The sequence below is a fragment of the Kitasatospora sp. NPDC057542 genome, from assembly GCF_042801945.1.
Classification (GTDB): Bacteria; Actinomycetota; Actinomycetes; order Streptomycetales; family Streptomycetaceae; genus Kitasatospora.
Window position 1 is genome coordinate 1 of sequence record NZ_JBHVFE010000446.1, and the last position, 7,343, is coordinate 7,343.

Consider the following 7,343-nt stretch of genomic DNA (forward strand, 5'->3'; position numbering starts at 1 on the left):
GCCGTCACCGCTCGGGAGCGGGTGACGGCCGGGCCTTCCGGCGTTCGTACGGAGGTGCCGCCCGGTCAGCTCGCCGGCTGCTGCGGCTGCGCGTACGGGTTGTCCGCCACCGGCTGCGGCGGGACGCCAGGCTGGTACGGCGCGGCGCCCTGCGGCGCGGCCGGCGGGACAGGAGCACCGGCCGGCGGCGGGACGGGCGCGCCCGGCTGCTGGGCGTACGGGGCCTGCGGGGCGTTCGGGTTGAACGGGGCCTGCGGGGCGTTGGGGTTGAACGGGGCCTGCGGCGCGTTCGGGTTGAACGCGGCGGCCGCCTGGGCGGCCTGCTGCTGCTTCTCCTTGTTGCGCTCGACGAGCCCCTTCACCGAGGCGACGATCAGCAGGACCGGCAGGATGAACACCTTGTAGAAGACGGTGTACGTGCCGCCCTCGAAGACGAACGCCAGGTAGTAGGCGTACCCCAGGAACCCGAGGCCGATGACGATGTTGAGGACGCGCAGACCGGCCTTGATCCGGCCGGCGACGGCCCCGATGGCCGCCATGATGACGCCGCTGAGCGCCAGCGCCACGACGTACCAGGAGAAGAGCGGATCGGCGCTGAAGTCGAGATTGTTCAAAGCGGATTCCTGGGAAGGGGAAGAAGAAAACGGCAGACGCCGTTCGGGGACGACAGCGCACAGTACTGGAGGCGGCGGACATCCGTCGCCGCCTTTGTGTCACGGTGTCATTGCGCTGTGCCGGAGCGGCAGTCGACGAGGTGGGAAATGACGGGATTCGAGGTGTTGCGGGTCTTCTGCGGGCCCGACGGGAGCCACGGGAACGCACTCGGCGTGGTGCGCGACGGCGCCGCCGTGCCGCAGCGCGCGGACCGGCAGCGGATCGCGCGCGAACTCGGCTTCAGTGAGACGGTGTTCGTCGACGACCCGGAGCGCGGGGAGATCGACATCTACACCCCGTCGGTGCGCCTGCCGTTCGCCGGCCACCCGTGCGTCGGTGCCGCCTGGCTGCTCGGGGTGGACCGGCTGGTCACGGCCGCCGGCGAGGTGGCCGTGCGGCACGAGGACGGGCTGACCCGGATCGAGGCCCGGCCCGAGTGGGCCCCGGGGCGCACGCTGCGGCAGTACGGTTCGGCGGCCGAGGTGGAGGCGCTGGAGGTGCCGCCGCCGGGGGAGTGGGTCTACGCCTGGGCCTGGCAGGACGAGGCGGCCGGCACCGTACGGGCCAGGGCGTTCCCCGGGCGGGGCGACGGGATCGACGAGGACGAGGCGACCGGTGCGGCCGCCCTGCTGCTGGCCGCGCGCCTCGGCCGGGCGCTGACCGTCACCCAGGGCCTGGGCTCGCAGCTGCTGGCCGGGCCGCGCCCGGGCGGACTGGTCGAGGTCGGCGGCCGGGTGGTCCGGGCCCCGGGACCGGCTCAGCCGGCCGGCGGCGTCGGCTCGGCGTAGGCGCGCCGGCGGGCGGCGGGCGCGACGGCCGCGACCGGGGCCACGGCCGCGACCGAGGTGACGGCGGCCACCGGCGGCACGGAGAGCACCGCCATCCGGGGCCGCCGCGGCCGCCGGTCCCGCAGCAGGTGCCGCAGACCGGGGACGAGCGCGAGGTGGGCGACGGCCACGCCGACCACGGCGAGCAGGATGTGGTCCACGTTGAGGATGTGCCCGGGCGCCCAGGAGGAGAGGAACTCCAGCGCGGTTGCCAGCAGCGCGGAGACGCCGGTGGTGCGCAGGAAGGACGGCAGCCACGGGGCCCGGAGCCGACCGCCGGCCAGCGGCAGCAGGACTCCGAGCGGGGCCAGCAGCAGGAGCTCGCCGAGCACCTGCCAGCCGGTGGAGGAGCGGAGCGAGGCGAACGGCGTCAGGTTGGCGTCGTACACCCAGGCCACCGGCAGTGGTCTCAGCACCAGCCAGAGCACCAGTGCCAGGTGGCCGGTGAGACCCGCCAGCCCGGCCAACCGGAGGGGACGGTGGACGGCCGCCGCCGGGCTGCTCTCGGTCCCCGCGCCGGAACGCTCGTGGCGTGTCCTGGTGCCATCTCGCTGCACGGGGGGAAGGACGTGAGTCGACGGCACGTCGGTTCCACACCGGGCGTGAACATTCCAGAACGCGCCCCCTGATCCCCTCCCCGGCGGCTACTTGCAGGGCGAGGCCGTCGGTACCGCACCGAACACGTTGTCCGGCGGCGGGCTGCCCGGCGCCACCGGGGTGGGCGAGGGGCTCGGGCTCGCGGCCGCCTTGGCGCCGCGGGCCGGGGTCGCGGTCGGGCCCGGAGGGGTGACCAGGGCCGCCGGTATGTGCGGGGTGGTCGGGCAGGCCGTCCGGCTGGCGGGCGCGCCGGCGTCGACCGGTACGGCGGTCGGCCGGATGCCGCAGCCGGAGGCCAGTGCGAGCAGCAGCAGCATGCCGGCGCCTCGGCGCAGGGCAGTGCGGGTGGCAGTGGTGTTGGTGCGGGCGGTCACGTGGCGTCCTTGTCCTCGGCGTCGCCGACGGGGCCGCCCTCGGCCTCGCCCGCGGACGGCGGAGGCGGCGGGGCCAGCGGCAGGGTCAGGGTGAACACCGCGCCGACCTCCCCGTTCGCCGCCGTGATCGTCCCCCCGTGTATCTGTGCGTTGGCCATGGCGATCGACAGGCCGAGGCCGCTGCCCTCCGAGCGCGCACGCCCCCGGTCCGCCTTGTAGAAGCGGTCGAAGACGTGCGGCAGCACGTCCTCCGGGATGCCCGGGCCGCTGTCGGAGACCTCGACCACGACCGACTCCCCGTCCTGCCGGACCTTCACCCGCACCGGTGAGCCGCCGTGCTTCAGCGCGTTGCCGATCAGGTTGGCGAAGACCACGTCCAGCCGGCGCGGGTCGACCACGGCCAGGATGCCGCGCGGGGCGTCCACCTCGACCGCGTCGTACCAGGCCCGCCCGTCGATGCAGGACATGATCAGGTCGGCGACGTCCACCTCGTCGGCGACCAGCTTGGCGGTGCCGGCGTCGAAGCGGGTCACCTCCATCAGGTTCTCCACCAGGTCGGACAGCCGCCGGGTCTCGCTGACCACGAGCCGGACGGCCGGCTCGATCATCGGGTCCAGCGATTCGGCCTCGTCCTCCAGGATGTCGGTCACGGCGGTCATCGCGGTCAGCGGGGTGCGCAGCTCGTGCGACATGTCGGCGACGAACCGCCGGCTCTGCGCCTCGCGCGCACTCAGCTCCTCGACCTGCTCGTGCAGCGACTCCGCGGCCCGGTTGAAGGTCCGTGCCAGGTCGGCGAGTTCGTCCGAGCCCTCGACCTCCAGCCGGGTGTCCAGGCGTCCCTCGCCGAGCCGCCGGGCGGCGTCCCCGAGCCGCTTGACCGGCCGCAGCACGGTCGCCGAGGCGGCCTGGGCGAGCAGCGCCGAGCCGATCAGCGCGAGCAGCGTGGCGATGGCCAGCGACCAGCCCAGCGTGTTGAGGTCGGCCCGCTCGTTCTCCAGCGACTTGAACATGTACGCCGTCGGGCCGTTCGGCACCACCTTGGTGCCGCCGATCACGAACGGCCGCCCCTCCAGGTTCTGCCGCTGCCAGTACAGGTGGTACGGGTACGGGTTGCTCTCGCTGACCTCGCGCGGCTTGGCGACGGTGGACTGCAGCGCGGTGGGGACGTCGGCCAGCGTGAAGTGCGCCGGGTCGGAGGAGGCCGCGCACTCCGGGTGCGCCGGGTCGACCACCACCACGTCGTACGTCAGACCGGAGCTGGCCACGGTGGACGCCAGCGTGGCCAGTTCCGGGCAACTCGCGTTCAGCGGCAGCTCGGAGACGTTGCGGGTGAGCGAGACCCGGAAGTCGTTCAGCGCGGTGTCCTGGGCGCGCTTGAGCACCGCGTCGCGGTTCAGCCAGTACGCGATGCCGGAGGCCGAGACGGCGGCGAGCAGCGCGACGGCCGCGAACACCGCGATCAGCCGCACCCGCAGGGAGCGCAGCCGACGCCACCGGCCCGTCGAGAACCGCCGGGCAGTCGTCTGATGGTCAGTCACAAGAGCCTGTCGTGGTACGGGAGTTCAGAGGTCGGGGGAGGGGCCGGCGGCCGAGGGGTGTGGATTCAGGCCGGTGGGTCCAGCCGGTAGCCCACCCCGCGGACGGTGCGGATCAGCGTCGGCGCGGACGGCACGTCCTCGACCTTGGCCCGCAGCCGCTGCACGCACGCGTCCACCAGACGGGAGTCACCGAGGTAGTCGTGCTCCCAGACCAGCCGCAGCAGTTGCTGGCGGGAGAGCGCCTGGCCGGGGCGCCGGCTGAGTTCCAGCAGCAGCCGCAGCTCGGTGGGGGTCAGCTGGAGGTCCTGTCCGTCCTTGGTGACGGTCATCGCCGCGCGGTCGATCACCACGCTGCCGTAGGCCGAGGAGTCCGAGCTCTCCCGCTCTCCGCGCCGCAGCACCGCCCGGATCCTGGCGTCCAGCACGCGTGGCTGCACCGGCTTCACCACGTAGTCGTCAGCGCCGGACTCCAGGCCCACCACCACGTCGATGTCGTCCGAGCGCGCGGTCAGCAGGATGATCGGCAGTTGGTCGGTGCGGCGGATCCGGCGGCACACCTCGAAGCCGTCGATCCCGGGCAGCATCACGTCCAGCACGATCAGGTCGGGCCGCTGCTCCTTGAAGAGCCTCAGACCGTCCTCGCCGGAGGCGGCGGTGGCCACACGGTGGCCCTGGCGGGTGAGGGCGAGTTCGAGGCCGGTCCGGATGGCGTCGTCGTCCTCGATCAGTAGGAGGAAAGGCACGGCCCCATTTTGGCCCACCCGCAGCGCCGAATCACCCCCCGGACCGCTCACCGTCCCCCCGGGAACCGGAACGGGTGCCACCGGCGTCCGGTACGGAGGGAGGCGGACCGGGACATTCGGCCCGCTCCTGTGACACCCCTGTGACAGTCGGCGGACAGCGCCATCACAACCGGCGGGCAGGATTTTCCATGTCGCCGCAGGACAGCGGGCCGCAAGGCCGGCTGAAGGGCGGCTACCGGAACCGCTCGTACCGACCCAGGGGGCGCACGATGAACGCCATGCTTCAGACCCGGACCAACCCGGCTGTCCGCACCGCGCGTTCGTCAGCCACGTCCCACCGGACCCGGTACGAGGTCAGGACCGACGAGAACTCCGGTGCCGTGACCGTGCGGGGGTGCGCGCACAGCACCGGTGGAAACCCTGGCGCCCGTCGGGTGAGCGGCGGCGGCAGGACGGGGGAGCTGTACGGGATCGGTCGGCTGGGGAGTTCGACCGACTCCGCCAACACCCTCACGCTGCGGGGGATCCTCCCCGTCCGCGTCGAGGGCAAAGACGCCCCGGAGGGCAACCGGGGGACCGGGGGGAACGGTCTGCGGACGGTCGGTTCGGGGGAACCGGCCGGTCGCGAGGCCGCCGGTGCGACGCTGCTGCGGCTGAACCCCGCCGCGGCCCGCACCACCGAGGCCGGGCAGGGAGGCGCGCAGGGGGAGCACCCGGCCGTCGCGGAGGACCACATCACGGAGTTCACCGCGTACGTGCGCGAGCGCCGCGCCTCCCTGTACGCCACGGCCTACCACCTGACTGGTGACCGCTACGAGGCCGAGGACCTGCTGCAGAGCGCGCTCTTCAGCACCTACCGGGCCTGGGGCCGGATCACCGACAAGGCTGCGGTCGGCGGGTACCTCCGCCGCACCATGACCAACCTGCACATCTCCGCCTGGCGGCGCCGCAAGGTCAACGAGTACCCGACCGAGGAGCTGCCGGAGACGGCCGGCGACACCGACGCGATGGGCGGCACCGAGCTGCGCACCGTGCTCTGGCAGGCGCTGGCGAAGCTGCCGGAGAACCAGCGCACCATGCTGGTGCTGCGGTACTACGAGGGCAAGACCGACCCGGAGATCGCCGACGTGCTGGGGATCAGCGTCGGTACGGTCAAGAGCAGCATCTGGCGCGCCCTGCGCCGGCTGCGGGAGGACGAGCACCTGAACAAGTCGGGTGACACCGTCCGGGCGTTCGGCGAGCTGGTCGCCTGACGAGGACTCCCGTCGGGGGACGGGAAGCGGACGGTCACGGTCCGGGGGCAGCGGCTCGGGGGAGCATGCCCGTGGGGGAGCCGAGGACCGTTCGGGGAAGGCGAAGGGCCCGGTGCGGGGGAGACGCACCGGGCCTTCGTCGTGTCCTGGGGGCCGGACGACCGGTCCGGACCGCGGTGTCCAGCGGTGGTTGCGGGCGGCGGTCTCAGGCGGCGGAGAGCTCGGTGGTCCGGGCCGCGGCGCGGATCCGCTGCTCGGCCTCCGGGCCGGCGCACGCGTACGAGCCGAGCGCGACCTGCCGTCCGACGATGGACCGTTCGGCCCGCATCAGCCGCAGACCCCGGCGCAGCAGCACCGGCAGCGACTTGCGGCCCTCCCGGACGTCCCGGCGCAGTCGGCGCCAGGCCGTGGTGAGTGCGCCGTTGCGCAGGCACAGGGCATCGCCGAGCAGACCCTGGTCGGCGCACTCGGTGGTGATCTCGGCGGCGAAGATGCCCTCCGCTATGAACGCGCCCGCCCCGCCCAGCTCCAGGCCGCGGGTGCCGACCCGGCCGTTGTCCGGGATCGAGTACACCGGCACGTCCGCGCGGCCGTGCTCGTGCAGGGCGCGGATCGCGGCGACGGCCTGGTCGCGGTGCCAGGCCAGCGGGGAGTCCCAGTCGACGGCGCCGTCCGGCAGCCGCGGCAGGGTCGGGTCGTCCCCGTCCTTGTAGAAGTCGTCGAGCTGGAGCACCGGCAGGCCGCTGCGCTCGGCCAGCGAGGACTTCCCCGACCCGGAGGGCCCGGAGAGCAGGATCACCCGGGCATGCCCGGTCGGTGCGGGGTTCATGGGGGAGTCACTCACGGGACACCAGTCTGACGCATCCCGGCCGGTTGCCGAAACCGGTCGGTTCAGACCTTCTGCGGCGGCGGGCCGGCGAGGGCGGCCCGGACCATCGGCAGGCAGCGGCTGTCCACCTGGAGGTACACCGGCTCCCCGGCGCCGGGCGGCCGGTACGCGGTGGCGGCCCAGTCCTGGTCGTGCCAGGTCTCGGGCTCGGGCTCGTGGAAGGTGCCCCCGACGGGCAGTTCGAGCGGCTCGGCGCCGCGCGCGCGGAAGCACGCGGTGGCGGCTCCGGGGGTGATCCCCAGCTTCCCGTTGACGTAGCCGGGCCGTCGGCCCGATCGGTCGGACCTCGCCGAGCAGGGCAGCCGCACCGCCTTCCCGGCGGTCAGCCGGCGGCGGGCCCGGGCCACCTGCCACCGGCGCAGCACACCGTCCGTGACGAGTGCCATCAGCTCGCCCAGTTCTTCCATCGCGCCCCCTCGGCCGGTTCCGTACCGGCGATTGTGGTCCGGACGCACACGGGCCGGGAGC

The 7,343-nt window shown here is 73.8% G+C and carries 9 protein-coding genes; 2 read left to right on the forward strand and 7 right to left on the reverse strand.

Annotation, left to right across the window (positions count from 1 at the left end):
- Nucleotides 1-65: 65 nt before the first annotated feature.
- On the reverse strand, nt 66-614 hold the full coding sequence (locus ACFU7Y_RS35955; RefSeq protein ID WP_380770876.1) for a hypothetical protein: 549 nt from the start codon (nt 612-614) through the stop codon (nt 66-68).
- Between the two features lie 147 nt (nt 615-761).
- On the opposite strand from ACFU7Y_RS35955, the gene ACFU7Y_RS35960 reads away from it, so the two are divergent.
- The gene (locus tag ACFU7Y_RS35960; RefSeq protein WP_380770877.1) at nt 762-1,442 is read left to right on the forward strand and encodes a PhzF family phenazine biosynthesis protein; all 681 of its coding nucleotides are present in this window, start codon (nt 762-764) and stop codon (nt 1,440-1,442) included.
- Here the strand turns inward: ACFU7Y_RS35960 and ACFU7Y_RS35965 are convergent.
- From ACFU7Y_RS35965 to ACFU7Y_RS35980, 4 genes are all read right to left on the reverse strand, one after another.
- Entirely contained in the window at nt 1,412-2,038 is a 627-nt protein-coding gene (locus ACFU7Y_RS35965; RefSeq protein WP_380770878.1) for a VanZ family protein, read from the reverse strand. The genes ACFU7Y_RS35960 and ACFU7Y_RS35965 overlap by 31 nt on opposite strands.
- Nucleotides 2,039-2,125: 87 nt before the next feature.
- Nucleotides 2,126-2,452: a hypothetical protein gene (locus ACFU7Y_RS35970; protein ID WP_380770879.1), complete on the reverse strand. Its 327-nt coding sequence runs from the start codon at nt 2,450-2,452 to the stop codon at nt 2,126-2,128.
- Nucleotides 2,449-3,990 (reverse strand): HAMP domain-containing sensor histidine kinase, encoded by a 1,542-nt coding sequence (locus tag ACFU7Y_RS35975; RefSeq protein ID WP_224281478.1) that lies wholly within the window; start codon nt 3,988-3,990, stop codon nt 2,449-2,451. The genes ACFU7Y_RS35970 and ACFU7Y_RS35975 overlap by 4 nt, the downstream gene beginning before the upstream one ends.
- A 65-nt stretch (nt 3,991-4,055) precedes the next feature.
- The gene (locus ACFU7Y_RS35980; protein ID WP_030257458.1) at nt 4,056-4,733 is read right to left on the reverse strand and encodes a response regulator transcription factor; all 678 of its coding nucleotides are present in this window, start codon (nt 4,731-4,733) and stop codon (nt 4,056-4,058) included.
- A 380-nt stretch (nt 4,734-5,113) separates the two neighbouring features.
- On the opposite strand from ACFU7Y_RS35980, the gene ACFU7Y_RS35985 reads away from it, so the two are divergent.
- A complete protein-coding gene (locus ACFU7Y_RS35985; RefSeq protein ID WP_380770880.1) occupies nt 5,114-5,986 on the forward strand; it encodes a SigE family RNA polymerase sigma factor in 873 nt (290 codons plus the stop codon).
- Between the two features lie 205 nt (nt 5,987-6,191).
- On the opposite strand, the gene ACFU7Y_RS35990 is transcribed toward ACFU7Y_RS35985, so the two are convergent.
- Both ACFU7Y_RS35990 and ACFU7Y_RS35995 read right to left on the reverse strand, forming a co-directional pair.
- Nucleotides 6,192-6,815 (reverse strand): ATP-binding protein, encoded by a 624-nt coding sequence (locus tag ACFU7Y_RS35990; RefSeq protein WP_224281487.1) that lies wholly within the window; start codon nt 6,813-6,815, stop codon nt 6,192-6,194.
- 62 nt (nt 6,816-6,877) lie between these two features.
- Nucleotides 6,878-7,282, reverse strand: a complete 405-nt coding sequence (locus ACFU7Y_RS35995; protein ID WP_224281479.1) for a hypothetical protein — start codon at nt 7,280-7,282, stop codon at nt 6,878-6,880.
- Nucleotides 7,283-7,343: the final 61 nt, after the last annotated feature.

Bases quoted from the DNA above. Each gene is read 5' to 3' on its own strand.
- ACFU7Y_RS35960 (WP_380770877.1), top strand. From the start codon at position 762: ATGACGGGATTCGAGGTGTTGCGGGTCTTCTGCGGGCCCGACGGGAGC.
- ACFU7Y_RS35990 (WP_224281487.1), bottom strand. From the start codon at position 6,815: ATGAACCCCGCACCGACCGGGCATGCCCGGGTGATCCTGCTCTCCGGG.
- ACFU7Y_RS35995 (WP_224281479.1), bottom strand. From the start codon at position 7,282: ATGGAAGAACTGGGCGAGCTGATGGCACTCGTCACGGACGGTGTGCTG.